General features: G+C 68.1%; 13 protein-coding genes. 4 read left to right on the top strand and 9 right to left on the bottom strand.

Translation table 11 applies throughout. The annotated features are described in order from the left end of the window. Positions 1 to 70 precede the first annotated feature (70 nt). Entirely contained in the window at positions 71 to 421 is a 351-nt protein-coding gene (locus QTI05_RS11400; protein ID WP_286624493.1) for a PsiF family protein, read from the top strand. Positions 422 to 556: 135 nt separating this feature from the next. On the opposite strand, the gene QTI05_RS11395 is transcribed toward QTI05_RS11400, so the two are convergent. Genes QTI05_RS11395 through QTI05_RS11375 form a run of 5 tightly spaced genes read right to left on the bottom strand, consistent with a single transcriptional unit; the run spans position 557 to position 6,140 of the window. After that, positions 557 to 2,593, bottom strand: a complete 2,037-nt coding sequence (locus QTI05_RS11395; RefSeq protein ID WP_286624491.1) for a spermidine synthase — start codon at positions 2,591 to 2,593, stop codon at positions 557 to 559. 7 nt (positions 2,594 to 2,600) lie between these two features. Next, the gene (locus QTI05_RS11390) at positions 2,601 to 3,053 is read right to left on the bottom strand and encodes a DUF2214 family protein (protein WP_286539983.1); all 453 of its coding nucleotides are present in this window, start codon (positions 3,051 to 3,053) and stop codon (positions 2,601 to 2,603) included. Then, positions 3,050 to 3,991, bottom strand: coding sequence for a LysR family transcriptional regulator (locus QTI05_RS11385; RefSeq protein ID WP_286624488.1), 942 nt, complete (start codon positions 3,989 to 3,991; stop codon positions 3,050 to 3,052). Before QTI05_RS11385 ends, QTI05_RS11390 begins: the two co-directional genes overlap by 4 nt. 27 nt (positions 3,992 to 4,018) lie before the next feature. Continuing rightward, positions 4,019 to 5,212, bottom strand: a complete 1,194-nt coding sequence (locus QTI05_RS11380) for a CaiB/BaiF CoA transferase family protein (RefSeq protein WP_286624486.1) — start codon at positions 5,210 to 5,212, stop codon at positions 4,019 to 4,021. Then, positions 5,205 to 6,140, bottom strand: a complete 936-nt coding sequence (locus tag QTI05_RS11375) for a hydroxymethylglutaryl-CoA lyase (RefSeq protein ID WP_286624484.1) — start codon at positions 6,138 to 6,140, stop codon at positions 5,205 to 5,207. Before QTI05_RS11375 ends, QTI05_RS11380 begins: the two co-directional genes overlap by 8 nt. A gap of 117 nt (positions 6,141 to 6,257) precedes the next feature. Between QTI05_RS11375 and QTI05_RS11370 the strand changes: the two genes are divergently transcribed. Together QTI05_RS11370 and QTI05_RS11365 are read left to right on the top strand one after the other, a co-directional pair. Continuing rightward, the gene (locus QTI05_RS11370; RefSeq protein ID WP_286624482.1) at positions 6,258 to 6,995 is read left to right on the top strand and encodes an IclR family transcriptional regulator; all 738 of its coding nucleotides are present in this window, start codon (positions 6,258 to 6,260) and stop codon (positions 6,993 to 6,995) included. Between the two features lie 128 nt (positions 6,996 to 7,123). Beyond that, positions 7,124 to 9,298, top strand: coding sequence for a malate synthase G (locus QTI05_RS11365; protein WP_286624480.1), 2,175 nt, complete (start codon positions 7,124 to 7,126; stop codon positions 9,296 to 9,298). Positions 9,299 to 9,349: 51 nt separating this feature from the next. Here the strand turns inward: QTI05_RS11365 and QTI05_RS11360 are convergent, their stop codons facing one another. From QTI05_RS11360 to QTI05_RS11345, 4 genes are all read right to left on the bottom strand, one after another. Then, complete coding sequence (locus QTI05_RS11360) at positions 9,350 to 10,105, bottom strand: hypothetical protein (RefSeq protein WP_286624479.1); 756 nt, start codon at positions 10,103 to 10,105, stop codon at positions 9,350 to 9,352. Then, on the bottom strand, positions 10,098 to 10,313 hold the full coding sequence (locus QTI05_RS11355; protein ID WP_286624477.1) for a hypothetical protein: 216 nt from the start codon (positions 10,311 to 10,313) through the stop codon (positions 10,098 to 10,100). The genes QTI05_RS11360 and QTI05_RS11355 overlap by 8 nt, the downstream gene beginning before the upstream one ends. A gap of 282 nt (positions 10,314 to 10,595) precedes the next feature. After that, positions 10,596 to 11,981, bottom strand: a complete 1,386-nt coding sequence (locus QTI05_RS11350; RefSeq protein ID WP_286624476.1) for an MATE family efflux transporter — start codon at positions 11,979 to 11,981, stop codon at positions 10,596 to 10,598. Positions 11,982 to 12,013: 32 nt separating this feature from the next. After that, entirely contained in the window at positions 12,014 to 12,952 is a 939-nt protein-coding gene (locus QTI05_RS11345) for a LysR substrate-binding domain-containing protein (protein ID WP_286624474.1), read from the bottom strand. Between the two features lie 81 nt (positions 12,953 to 13,033). On the opposite strand from QTI05_RS11345, the gene QTI05_RS11340 reads away from it, so the two are divergent. Continuing rightward, positions 13,034 to 13,360, top strand: a complete 327-nt coding sequence (locus QTI05_RS11340; RefSeq protein ID WP_286624472.1) for a DUF2917 domain-containing protein — start codon at positions 13,034 to 13,036, stop codon at positions 13,358 to 13,360. The last annotated feature ends 93 nt before the right edge of the window (positions 13,361 to 13,453 follow it).

Below are 13,453 nucleotides of genomic sequence, written 5' to 3'. Positions count from 1 at the left end.
CGACCGTTAGCATCAGTGGCCCTCCGGGGCACGACTGTCACCATCCCGTCCAAACCAGAGGAAATACACCATGAAAAAGCTCCTGTCCCTGATCGCGCTCGGCGCCGCACTGTCCTTCAACGCCAGCGCGCAAACCACCGCACCGGCCGCCGCCGCCCCCGCCGCCGCCAAGCCCGCCGCCGCTGCACCGGCCGAGAAAGCACCGACCAAGCAGCAATCGAAGATGGGTACCTGCAACAAGGACGCCGGCGACAAGAAGGGCGACGACCGCAAGGCCTTCATGAAGGAATGCCTGTCCGCCCCCAAGGTGACGCAGCAGGACAAGATGAAGACCTGCAACGCCGATGCCAAGACCAAGGCGCTGAAGGGTGATCCGCGCAAGGCCTTCATGAAGGAATGCCTCAGCAACAAGCCGGCGTGAATAGGCTCGCCCCCAGGCTGCGCGCACTGCGTGTCGCTTCGCCCTCCCCCTGACCGGGGGCAACACCAGCGGACCGGCAAAGCCGGTTCCGCGGTGTTTCCGGAATAGAGAAGGCCCCGCCACGCGGGGCCTTCTCTATTTCAGGACGCCGAACAGGTTGTTGAAGTCGTCGGTCCAGGGTTGCAGCCCCTCGATCGGCGTCACCGCGACGCTGGCGCGCCGGATCGATTCGCGCGCCAGGCTCTGCGGATTACGCGCCACCAGCACCCAGTCGGTACGGCGCAGCGCGTCGTTGTGCGCGGCCTCGTCGTGCACCAGCACCGCATGCAGGCCCTGCGCCTGGGCAATCTTCTCGACCACGGGGGCCAGCGCCAGAAAACGGTTGGTCACATGGAACGCGATCACGCCGTCGGGCTTCATATGGCGCAGGTAGGCGGTCATCGCCTCGGCCGTGATCAGGTGGATCGGCACCGAATCGCCCGAAAACGCATCGACCGCGAGCACGTCGAAGGCCTGGGGCTCCTCCCGCTCCAGCGCCAGGCGGGCGTCGCCCAGCACGCGCTCGATCTTCGCGGCGCTGTCGTCCAGGAAGCTGAACTCGCTGTCGGCCAGCGCGAAAACCTGCGGGTTGATCTCGTAGACGCGGTAGAGGTCGCCGGCCCGGCCATAGACCGCCAGCGTGCCGGCACCGAGGCCGATCAGGCCGACGCGGCGCGGCCCTTGCGGCGCCTCGGCCAGCGCAAGGCCTATTCCCGAACTCGCGCCGTAGTAGCTGGTCGGCTCGCGCCGCCGCGCCGGCGCCAGGAACTGCTCGCCGTGCTTGACCGAGCCGTGGTACATCTGGCGCACGTTCTGGGCCGGATCGTCGTGCCGCGTATCGAGCGTGATCAGCGTGCCGTAGAAGTTGCGCGTCATCTCGCGTGCGTCGGTGGTGTCGCTGCGCACCTGTAGCGCCAGGAACACCGCGCAGCAGGCGGCCAGCGCCATGCCGCCGGCCAGGCCGAAGCGCCGCCCGCGCAACACCGCAGCACCGGCCAGCGCGCTCAGCACCAGCCCCACGCCGAGTTCGTAGTACGCCGGCAGCACATGCGGTGCGACCAGCCCGACCGTAACGCCGCCGATCGCGCCGCCGAGCGACAGCATCAGGTAGAAGCGCGTGAGATACCGGGGCGCCGGCCGCATGCGTGACATTTCGCCGTGAAAGAACATGCACAGCACGAACAGGCCGACCACATAGATCGGCAGTGCGGTCTTGACGTCGGAGCCGATGCTGTCCTGCAGCCCGAAGGCGCAAAGCACCAGCATGGCCGCCGTGGCCGGCAGGAAGAACGCGCGCCGGTACCAGCGGTCGCTTTCGAAGCAGAGCACGAAGGTCAGCAGGTAGACCGACAGCGGCAGCACCCAGAGAAAGGGGATCGCCGCCACGTTCTGCGTGATGTGGTTGGTGATGGCCAGCAGCAGCCAGGAGCCCAGCGCGGGCAGGCCCAGCCACAGCAGGTAGTCGGACGAGCCGGGCGGTTTCGCGGCGGCCGCCGCGTCGGGCTGCAGGGTGGCAACCGCCGGTGCCACCGCCCCCTGGCGCGCCGCATACAGCGTGGTGCCGATGCACAGCAGCACGAAGGCCGCATAGGCCCACGACCAGCCCTGCGCCTGGCGCAGCAGCGGGCTGTGCGGCTCGATCAGCACCGGATAGCTCAGCAGCGAGGCGAGCGACGCAAGGTTCGACAGCGAAAAGTATCGGTACACCTGCGCGCCGAACGGCGTGCGCGCGAGCCAGGACTGCACCAGCGGCCCGGTGGTCGACAGCAGGAAGTACGGCAGGCCGATGGTGCCGAGCAGCAGACCGAGGATCCACAGCGTGGGGTCTTCGGAGCCGGCCGGCTTCCAGCGCGCATGCGTCACGATCGGCAGGAAGGCCAGGCTCACCAGCAGCAGAGACACGTGCAGCCGCGCCTGCATCCTGACGCTGAGCCGTCGCGTGACCGCGTCGGAGTACGCATAGCCGGCCAGCAGCACGACCTGGAAGAACACCATGCAGATCGACCAGACCGCGGCCGAGCCGCCGAACCAGGGCAGGATCTGCTTGGCGATCAGCGGTTGAACCAGGAACAGCAGGAACGCGCTGGTGAAGATGGTGCCGGCAAACAGGAGCTTGACGTAGCCGGCTTTCATGCCGGTGCTACTTGCCGAAGCCGCGCGCGAGAAACACCGCGACCAGCGGGATCACCACGATCAGGTGCGCCTGAATCATCACCAGCTTGCGCGTCTTGCGGATGTCGGCCTCGGCCGGCAAGCTGCCATTGGCGCGCAGCGCCTTGCGCCAGCGGAAGTAGGTGAGGGTCGGAAAAATCGAGATCACCCCGATGATGATGAAGAGCGTGAGCTTGATGTGCAGCAGCGGATTCGTCCAGTACCAGGCCGTGCCCTTGACGCCCCACCAGGTGCGTGCCACGCCGGTGGCGAGCACCGTGACGGCGGCGATGCCGTAGATCATGTCGATGCGGGCAAGCCGCTCGACCACCGCGGCGTTGAGCCACTGCACGCGGCACAGCGCGGCTTCGCTGGAGATGAACACCACCATCGTCAGGATGGCGAGCAGATGCAGGTAGGCAAGGATGGCTTCGAGCGTCATGCCGCGATTGTGCCGCCCCAGAACTCCGGCAGCGCATATTGCTGCTTCAGAAAGTCGAGCCAGAGGCGAACACGCAACGGCAGGTGCTTGCGCTGAGGGAACACTGCGTACACACCGTTCGGCGGCGCCGCGAACGCGTCGAGCAGGGGCACCAGCAGGCCGGCGTCGATCTCGGCCTCGACCTCCCAGGTGCTGCGCCAGGCGATGCCGTGGCCTGCCAGGCACCAGTCATGCAGCACCTGGCCGTCTGTGCAGTCGAGGGGGCCGGTGGGCTTGAGATGGATGACCTGGCCGTCGCCCTCGGCACCGTCTTCAGCCGGAACGCGGAACGCCCAGCCGCGCGTTTGCGAGGCGTCGCTCGACAGCGTGAGGCAGCTGAAGCGCGCCAGGTCGGCCGGGTTGCGTGGCTCGCCGTGGCGGCGCACGAAATCCGGCGTGGCGACGCAGCGGCGCCGGTTGTCGGCCAGGCGCACGCTCACCAGCGACGAGTCGGGCAGGTCGCCGACGCGCACTGCGCAGTCGTAACCCTCGCCGGCCACGTCGATCACGCGATCGCTCAGGTTCAGCGAGATACGCACCTCCGGATGCAGTGCATGGAAGCGCGGCACCAGCGGCGCCACGTGGCGGCGGCCGAAGCCGGCCGGCGCCGTCACGCGCAGGTGCCCGCTGGCCTTGACGCCGCCGGCACTGACGCTGGCCTCGGCATTGGCGAACTCGACCAGCAGGCGCTGGCAGTCTTCGAGAAACGCGCTGCCCTCGTGCGTGAGCGTGATGCGGCGCGTGGTGCGCACCAGCAGCTTGACGCCGAGCCGCTCCTCCAGCGCGTCGATGCGCCGCCCCATGATGGCCGGCGCCACGCCTTCGGCCTTGGCCGCGGCCGTCAGGCTGCCGCGGGTTGCGACCGAGACGAAGGATTCGAGTTGGGTGAGGCGGTCCATCGCCCCGGATTATGCGAAGCCCGCAACTCAGCTGCCCACGGCGATGCGGTTCTGCTTCAGCGCAGCGATTTCCTGGTCTCCATAGCCCACCTCCTTCAGCAACGCATCGCTGTGCTCGCCCAGCAGCGGCGGCTGCAGCCGGACGCCGGGGCGCTCGCCGCCGAGCGTGAAGGGCATCAGCGGCACCTTCGAGGTGCTGCCGTCGTTCATGCGGATCGGCGCGAGGCCGCCGCTCGCGTTCAGGTGCGGGTCCTCGAACAAGTCCTGCGGCCGGGTGATGGGCGCGAACGGCAGCTCGTTCTTTTCGAACACGGCGCTGAGTTCGCTCGCGCTGCGGTCGGCCAGGTGCGAGCGCAGGATCGGCATCATCCAGTCGCGCGCCAGCACGCGGTCGTTGTTGGTTTTCAGGCGCGGGTCGGCCAGCATCTCCTCGAGACCGAGGGCATTGCAGAAGATGAGCCACTGCTTGTCGCTGACGGCCGCCAGAAAGATCTGCTCGCCGTCTTTCACCGTGAACACGTCGTAGATGCCCCAGGCCGAGATGCGGCTCGGCATCGGGTCGGCCGCGTGGCCCGTGGCGGCGAACTGCATCATGTGCTGCGCCACCAGGAAGATGTTGTTTTCGAACAGCGCCGATTGAACTTCGCAACCCGCGCCGGTCTGCTCGCGCTGGCGCAGCGCGGCCATCGCGCCGATGGCGCCGAACATGCCGCCCATGATGTCGTTGACGCTGGTGCCCGCGCGCAGCGGGTCGCCGGCGCGGCCGGTCATGTAGGCCAGGCCACCCATCATCTGCACCACTTCGTCGAGTGCGGTGCGGTGGTCGTAGGGGCCGGGCAGAAAGCCCTTGTGGCTCACGTAGACGAGGCGCGGGTTGAGCTTCTTGAGGCTGTCGTAGTCGAGGCCCAGCTTCTTCATGGTGCCGGGCTTGAAGTTCTCGCTCACGATGTCGGCGGTGGCGATCAGGCGCAGTGCCGCCTCGACGCCTTCGGGCTGCTTGAGGTCGAGCGCGATGCTTTTCTTGTTGCGGTTGAAGGTCGGAAAGAACCCTGCGCCCGAGCCGAGCAGGCGTCGCGTGCTGTCGCCGTCGATCGGCTCGACCTTGATGACTTCGGCGCCGAGGTCGCCCAGCAGCATGCCGCAGGTCGGGCCCATCACCATGTGGGTGAATTCGACGACGCGGATTCCCGCGTAGGGCAATGGCGCGGACGACTCAGACATGGGCAACTCCCTGTTGAACAAAACCTTTTGGCAAGCCCGCCTCGGGCGTCATGCCGTAGACCGGCTCGCCGGGGAGGCCAGCCATGAGCGGCGCACGAGCCGCGATGAGCCGGGCCAGATCGATGCCGGTGCGCACGCCCATGGCCTCGAACATGAAGACCAGGTCTTCGGTGACCACGTTGCCCGACGCGCCGGGCGCGTAGGGACAGCCGCCGAGGCCACCGAGCGACGCGTCGAAAGTGCGCACGCCTTCTTCATACGCGGCGAGGCAGTTGGCAAGGCCGAGCCCGCGCGTGTTGTGCATGTGGGCGGCGCCCGCATGGTTGCCCAGCTCGGCACGCAGCCGCTTGAAGAGGCGGCGCACCTGGGCCGGATTGGCATAGCCGACCGTGTCCGACAGGCCGGACTCGTCGGCGCCAGCTTCGATGCACTGCGCGGCGAGGCGGATGACTTCGTCCTCCGGCACATCGCCTTGCAAGGTGCAGCCGAAGGCGGTGGAGATGCCGGCTTCGAGCTTGACGTGCGGAGCGATCTGCCGGCGCAGATCGGAGATGGCGCGCACCTCTTCGACCATTTCTTCGCGCGTCTTGCGCACGTTGGCGAGCGAATGCGCCGCGCTGGCCGACACCGGCATCGTGAGCTTGTGGACGCCCGCGGCGAGCGCTGCCTCGGCGCCGCGCCGGTTGGGCACCAGCGCCATCACGGTGAGGCCCGGCAGCGTGATCGCATGGCGCACCACCTCGGCCGCGTCGGCCATCTGCGGCAGCAACCGCGCCGGCACGAACGAAGCAACCTCGATCTCGCGCAGGCCGGCCGCATACAGCGCGTCGATCCAGCGCAGTTTGTCGGCGGTGGGCATGGTGGCCTTGACCGACTGCAGGCCGTCGCGCGGGCCGACCTCGCTGATGAGCACATCGGGGGATGGCATGAATTTGTCTCCTGCCGGATTGGCTTGACACTGCTGACTTGACAGTTCTATTAGATAGAACTAGATTCTGTTTAATAGAATTAAACCGGCAAACCGCCGCACTGTCAAGGAGACGCCATGCCCCGCAAAGCCCAGACCGAATCCGTGTCGGATCTCAATGCCGCACCTGGCGGGGCCGCGGCGGTGGATCGCGCGCTGAGCCTGCTGGCGGCATTCCAGCCCGGCGACGAGGCGCTGTCGCTGGCCGACTTCGCGGCGCGCACCCAGCTCTACAAGAGCACCGTGCTGCGGCTGCTGGCGTCGCTGGAGCACGCCGCGCTGGTCCGCCGGCTCGACGACGGCCGCTACGGCCTGGGCCCGGAGATCGCCCGGCTGCACAGCCTCTACACCGCCGCGTTCTCGCTCGACCAGATCGTGCCACCGGTGCTGCGCGAACTGGTCGCCGCCACCGGCGAGAGCGCGGCGTACCACGTGAAGCAGGGCCACGGTACGGAGGCGGTGCGGGTGTGCCTGTACCGCGTCGACTCGCCGCATCCGATTCGCGACCACATCAAGGCCGGCGACGTGCTGCCGCTTGCGCGCGGCACCGGCGGGCGCGTGCTGACCGTGTTCGACCCCGACGCGCCGGCACCCGCCGGCAAGGACAAGGCGCTCTACGCCAAGATCCGCCGGGACGGCTACTACAGCGAGATCGGCGACCGCCTGGCCGACGTGGCCGGCATCTCGGCGCCGGTGCGCGACGCACGCGGTGCGCTCACTGCGGCAGTCACCCTCACCATGCCTGCCCACCGCTACAACAAGGCCTGCATCGCGCCGGTGCTGGCTGCCGCAAAGCAGCTCAGTGGCCGCGCCTGACGGCTTATTACATGCATTCATGTCACGAATAACGGCATTTTTGAGGGATTAATCTTTGTCCCGGTATCCAATAAAGTAAGGGCATGGGCTTTGCAGCCCCCATCTTTTTTCCATTCCAGAGGTTTCCAATGACCGACCGCACCACTGTCCACGGCCTCCAGGTCGCGACCGAACTCCACCAATTCATCGAACGGCAAGTGCTGCCCGCCACCGGCGTGGACAGCGCGACCTTCTGGAAAGGCTTCGACGCGATCGTGACCGAGCTCGCGCCGAAGAACATCGCGCTGCTGGCCGAGCGCGATCGCCTGCAAACCGAAATGGATGCCTGGCACAAGGCCAACCCCGGCCCGATCGCCGACATGCCGGCGTACCGCGCGTTCCTCGAAAAAATCGGCTATCTGCTGCCGCAACCCAAGGGCACCCAGGCCACGACCACCAACGTCGACGCAGAGCTTGCGCAGCAGGCCGGCCCGCAGCTGGTGGTGCCGATCCTGAACGCGCGCTACGCGCTCAACGCGGCCAACGCACGCTGGGGCTCGCTGTACGACGCGCTCTATGGCACCGATGCCATTGCCGAAACCGATGGCGCCGACAAGGGCAAGGGCTACAACCCGGTGCGCGGCGCCAAGGTCATCGCGTTCGCGCGCGACGTGCTGGACCAGGCCGCACCGCTGGCCAACGGCTCGCACAAGATGGCAACCGGCTACAGCGTGAAAGACGGCCAGTTGCACATCGCGCTGCAGAGCAGCAGCACGACACTGGCCAACCCTTCGCAGTTCGCCGGCCACCAGGGCGACGCGGCAGCGCCGTCGTCGGTGCTGCTCAGGCACAACGGCATCCACCTCGACATCCAGATCGATCGCAGCACCGCCATCGGCAAGACCGACGCGGCCGGCGTGAGCGACGTGGTAATGGAAGCTGCGCTGTCGACCATCCTCGACCTCGAAGACTCGGTGGCCGTGGTCGACGCGGCCGACAAGGTGGTGGCATACAGCAACTGGCTCGGCATCATGCAGGGCACGCTGACCGAAGAAGTCGCCAAGGGCGGCAAGACCTTCACGCGCGGCCTCAATGCCGACCGCGAATACACCGGCGCCGATGGCAAGCCGCTCAAGCTGCACGGCCGCTCGCTGATGTTCCTGCGCAATGTGGGGCACCTGATGACCAACCCGGCCATCCTGTATGGCGCGGCCAAGGAGATCCCGGAAGGCATCCTCGACGCCGTGGTCACGACCACCATCGCCACCATCGACCTGAAGCGCAAGGGCAACTCGCGCACCGGCAGCATCTACATCGTCAAGCCGAAGATGCACGGCCCGGCCGAAGTCGCGTTCGCCTCGGAGCTGTTCGGCCGCGTCGAGCAGTTGCTCGGCCTGCCGGCCAACACCGTGAAGCTCGGCATCATGGACGAAGAGCGCCGCACCAGCGTCAACCTCAAGGCCTGCATCGCCGAAGCGGCCGCGCGGGTGGCTTTCATCAACACCGGCTTCCTGGACCGCACCGGCGACGAGATGCACACCGCCATGCAGGGCGGCCCGATGATCCGCAAGGGCGACATGAAGACCAGCGCCTGGATCGCCGCCTACGAGAAGAACAACGTGCTCGTCGGCCTCGGCTGCGGCCTGCGCGGCAAGGCGCAGATCGGCAAGGGCATGTGGGCCATGCCCGACCTGATGGCCGACATGCTGAAGATCAAGATCGGGCACCCCAAGGCCGGCGCCAACACCGCCTGGGTGCCCTCGCCCACCGCCGCGACGCTGCACGCGTTGCACTACCACCAGGTCAGCGTGGCGGATGTGCAGAAGGAACTGGAAAAGACCGACGCCGACGGCGAACGCGACAACATCCTCAATGCGCTGCTGCAGGTGCCTGTGTCGCCGACCACCGACTGGACGGACGCCGAGAAGCAGCAGGAGCTGGACAACAACGTGCAGGGCATCCTCGGCTACGTGGTGCGCTGGATCGACCAGGGCGTGGGCTGCTCCAAGGTGCCGGACATCCACAACGTCGGCCTGATGGAAGACCGCGCGACGCTGCGCATCTCCAGCCAGCACATCACCAACTGGCTGCTGCACGGCGTGGTGACCAAGGCGCAGGTCGACGCGACCTTCGAGCGCATGGCCGCCGTGGTCGACGGCCAGAACGCGGGCGACCCGCTTTACCAGCCGATGGCCGGCCACTTCAAGACCTCGGCCGCCTACATGGCCGCGCAGGATCTGGTGTTCAAGGGCGTCGAGCAGCCCAGCGGCTACACCGAGCCGCTGCTGCACGCGTGGCGGTTGAAGGTGAAGGGCAGCGCCTGAGCGACGGCCGTTAGCCGGGCAGCACCGGATGCCTGCCGCCGAACGTCCCGGCTATGCCGGCATCCCGTTCGGAAAGCGCCGCCGAATCTCTGCGCGGCCTAGCGGACGCTTGCTGGCTGCGTAGACGTTGGCACGCCCGAACAGCGCCACGCCGCCAGGCGCGCCCTGCGGGGTCGCGCTGCCGCGCGTGAGCCAGCATTCGCGCATTGCATCCCATCGTTGCGGCGACCGGTCGCTGGCGGGCGGCAGCAGGTCCAGCCCGAGTTCGAACCAGCCCCCATCGATCTGGTGCCACTGCGTCCAGTCGTCGATCGCAATGCGACGCGGCGCGGGCGCCGGGTTGCGCCGCCCGCGCCATGCCTTGCGCGCCTCGGGCTGCCGCCGGTTGGGCAGCAGGATGCCGGTGAGCGGGTGCACGAACAGCTCCACGTACGAAGCCTCGTGCAGCGGCACACGCCGCGTGCCGCGCCACCATTCGCGCACCATGACCTGGCCATCCACCCACGTCGCCGTGCGGTCGACGAAGTCGTCGACGTGCTGGTAGATGTGCGCCTGCACCGTGTTGCGGCGGTCGATGCCGGCACAGAGTTCGGCGTACACCTTGTCCCATGGCCGATGCACCTGCTGGTGCAGCCAGCGCCTGAGCGGCGCGAGGTTTTCGTTGAGACCCTTGCCGAAGCGATAGCCCTGCGTCATGCCGAGGTGCGAACCGCGATCCCGGCTGTTGCGCCACTGGCGCCCGTCGCCCTGCACGCCGCCGCCGCGGCGCGGCCGCTCGACGATCACCTTGTACATGTCTTCACGCATCGCGGGCCTCCTGCACGAGCCGTTGCAGCGCGACCTTTTGCGCGCGGCGTTCGGCCCGGTGGCTGCGCAGGTGACGGCCCGCGCCCTGGCTGGAGGCGCGCTGCGCCATGGCCGCAACGACCGGGTTGCGCGGCTTGACCACCGGTAGCGAAAAATAGAAACGGGCGAGACGTTTGTCGTCGTCACGCGCCTTGCGTTGAGCACTCATGTGCACACTCCAAAAACAAAAACCCCGGCGAACGTGAATGCGCCGGGGCCTTGCCGGCCGCGGCTGGATGCAATGCACATCCAGCCGGGGCGGTGGTGTGCGGATCAGAGAGCGAACAAGCGATTCATGAAAGGAAAGTAGACCTTGCTGCGGCTGGGAGGTTTCTGGTCACCGGCTGCGGGGTTGCAGTTCTGAAAACGAGCGCGGATTGTGCAAATCCGGCGCGCTGCGCGCAAGCGGAGTGCATCGACGTGTCGCAGCAAGGCGACAGTGCAACGACGCTCAGCGCGGCGCGTTGTCGGCGGTCGCAGGCGGCACCAGCACCGCCACCACGGCATCCGGCAGTGCCGATGCATCGGCAACAAGCCGCGCAGTGAGCCGGAACGCCATGACCATCGCGAGCGTGCCGAAGATCGCCGTGCCCACGGCCGCGCCGGCCAGCACACCCACCGGCCCGTAGTGCGAGCCCCACCAGGCAAAAGGAATCGTGCCCAGCGTGGCGCGAGCCCAGTTGAAACCGGTCGACAGCAGCGGCCGGCCCAGGTTGTTGAAGGCGGCGTTGGCCACGAACAGCGCGCCGGTGAAAAAGAAACCTGCGGCCACCCAGGAGCAGAACGCGTGGATCAGCTCCGCCGCCAGCCCATCGGCCGAGAAGGCGCGCACGATCAGGCCCTGCCCGAGCGCCAGCAGCAGCCAGGCCGCACCGACTGCGATCACCATGAAGCGCAGGCTCTCGCGCAGCCCGTCGCGCACGCGGCCGTAGTGGCGCGCGCCGAGGTTCTGCGCCAGGATCGGCCCGACCGCACCGCTCAGCGCGTAGACCAGGCCGAAGGCCACCGGCGTCAGGCGGTCGATGGTCGCCTGGCCCGCCACGGCCGATGCGCCGAACTGCGCGACCGAATGCGTGACGAAGGCGACGCCGACCGGCGTGGCGAGGTTGCTCAGCACGGCCGGTGCGGCCACGCTCGCGAGCCGGCGCGCATCGGCGCCGAGCGCCGCGCGCTCGAAGCGCCCCAGCAGCTGGTGCCTGGCCATCACGGCGCGCAGGCCGACTGCGGCGAGCGTGCAGCGCGACAGCACCGAGGCGACGGCCGCACCGTCGAGTCCCATGCCGAAGCCGAAGATCAGGATCGGGTCGAGCACCGCCGTGACCACGGCGGCGCCCAGCGTCACAGTCATCGCACGGCCCGCATCGCCGACCGAGCGCAGCAGCGCCGAGCAAGCCATGCCGATGCCCAGCAGCGGCAATGCATGCACGGTGACCGCGAGATAGCGCGCCGCCAGCCGCTCGGTTTCGCCGGTGGCGCCGAGTGCGCGCAGCATGGGGTGCAGGAAGAGTGCGCTGCCGCTGCCGATCAGCGCGGTGATCGCCACCATCAGCACCAGGCTCGACGTGGCGAGCCGCTGTGCGTCGGCGCGGCGCCCGGCACCGATGGCGCGCGACACCGCGGCCGTGATGCCGATGGTCAGCCCGATCGAGATCGAGGTGTGGAAGAAGCCGACCACGCCGGCAAAACCGATCGCCGCAGCGATTTCCTTCTCGCCGAGCCGCGAGATGTAGAACAGGTTGATCAGATCGACCGCGAACACCGCAACCAGCCCGATGGCGGCAGTGCTCGCCATCACGAACACATGGCGCAACAGCGAACCCGTGACAAAACGCGGCACGGGGACCTCAGGGGCGGGGTGGGTCGAATGGCTCATGTGGCTGCGCGCAGCGCCGCATCGGCCTCGGCGCGCAGCCAGCGCACGAAGTCCTGCGCATCGGCGTTCTGCGTGGCCCGGCGCGCGGTCTCGATGTAGTAGCCGCGGCGCGTGCTGGCGCTCTGCCCGAAGGGCGCGACCAGTCGGCCCTGCTGCAGGAACTCCTGCAGCAACGGCAGCCGCCCGATCACCACGCCCTGGCCGGCCAGCGCGGCGTTCACGGCGTCGGTGTAGAGCGTGTAGCGCACCGCGTTCTTCATGCGCAGTTCCGGCATGCCCATGATGGTGAGCCACGGCTCCCAATCCAGATCGAGCGCCTGGCCCTGCGGCAGGTCGATGGTCAGCAGCGTGTGGTGCACCAGGTCGGCCGGCTCGCGCAGCGGGTGCGCACCGCCCTCGACCAGTTGCGGCGCGCACAGGGGCACCACCGACTCCTCGAACAGCGCGTCGCCGATGCCGCGGTTGGTGGGCACGAAGCGCACCGCCAGGTCGAGCCGGTTGCGCTCGAGGTCCAGCACGTCGAGGGTAGCGGACACGCGCACGTCAACTTCCGGATGCGCCGCGGTGAAGTGCGCCAGCCGCGGGATCAGCCAGAACGAGGCGAAGCCCGGCGTGCTGGTGATCGCGACCTGGCGCAGGGCGGGCGCGGCGCGCACGTGAGCGGTGGCGTCGCGCAGACGCTCGAGGCTGTCGACCACCGCGCGTTGCAGCACTGCGCCGGCTTCGGTGAGCGCCAGTGCCCGATGCCGGCGCTCGAACAGCGGCACGCCGATGGCCGCCTCGAGCTGCTGGATCTGGCGGCTGACGGCCGACTGCGTCAGGAACAGCTCGGCCGCCGCCTGGGTGAAGCTGAGCGTGCGCGCGGCCGCTTCAAAGCTGCGCAACAGCTCCAGCGGCGGCAACGCGGCCAAGGATTTCGCATTCTCAGGGTGCATGCAACGAGTTCCGAATCAACGTGTGCAAATGGAAGACTCCATCACTATATTCATTCTCATCACGAATGTGAAAGGTTCATCATGACTTCCTCCTCCTTCCTCAGCGCCACCGTCTCCTCGGCCTTCGAGATGGGCCTGACGGCGCGCAGCATCTACCGAGTGGACGATGCGGCCGACGTGCGCATCACCGTCAGGCGCGGCTCGGTGTGGATCACGCTCGACAACGACCCGGTCGACGTGGTTCTGGGCGTGGGCGAGCAGTTCAGCACATCGCAGCACCGGCGCGCATTGGTGTCGGCCCTTGAGCCGTCGTGCATTTCGGTGGCGCCGACCGTCGAGCACACGGTGCGCAAGGCCGCACCGCAGCGCTCGCCGAACTTGCGCCTGAGCCACTTCCAACCCGCGTGATTGCGGCCTGTCACCCGTGCGACGCGGGTTGATACCGGGTTGACCCTGCCCCGGCCGCGTCCAACCATCGATGCCTTCTTTCCCAAGGACACA

The organism is Variovorax fucosicus (genome assembly GCF_030316825.1).
Taxonomy (GTDB): Bacteria; Pseudomonadota; Gammaproteobacteria; order Burkholderiales; family Burkholderiaceae_C; genus Variovorax; species Variovorax fucosicus.
This window is presented reverse-complemented; position numbering and strand designations above follow the sequence as displayed.